This window comes from Bradyrhizobium campsiandrae (assembly GCF_014529705.1).
GTDB classification, from domain to species: Bacteria; Pseudomonadota; Alphaproteobacteria; order Rhizobiales; family Xanthobacteraceae; genus Bradyrhizobium; species Bradyrhizobium campsiandrae.
Window position 1 is genome coordinate 1 of record NZ_JAANIH010000406.1, and the last position, 243, is coordinate 243.

General features: G+C 54.7%; 1 protein-coding gene and 1 pseudogene. Both read left to right on the forward strand.

What is annotated here, in order from left to right:
* The coding region (locus tag G8O24_RS46965; protein ID WP_438503283.1) for a hypothetical protein at positions 1 to 183 on the forward strand (183 nt) is incomplete at its 5' end.
* Positions 150 to 243 (forward strand): annotated as a pseudogene (locus tag G8O24_RS43670) (barstar family protein); the annotation flags it as partial. The gene G8O24_RS46965 and the pseudogene G8O24_RS43670, both read left to right, overlap by 34 nt.

The window sequence follows — 243 nt, forward strand, 5'->3', positions numbered from 1 at the left end:
CAGGACTGTCGCCATAATATCATTGATAAGTCATCTCCAGGGTCAGGAGGTAATCTCAAAGCCGATTTCTACGTCACCACGACCCAACGCGCGGCGTTCTTCGCAGGCTGCGGCGATGGCGCGACTTTTACGATGCACTTCTTGCTGCGCTGGGCGCGCCGGAAGGACATGGTCGCAATTTGAACGCTCTCATTGATTCCATGGTCTGGGCAGGCATGAACGCTGTCGAAGCTCCGTATACAT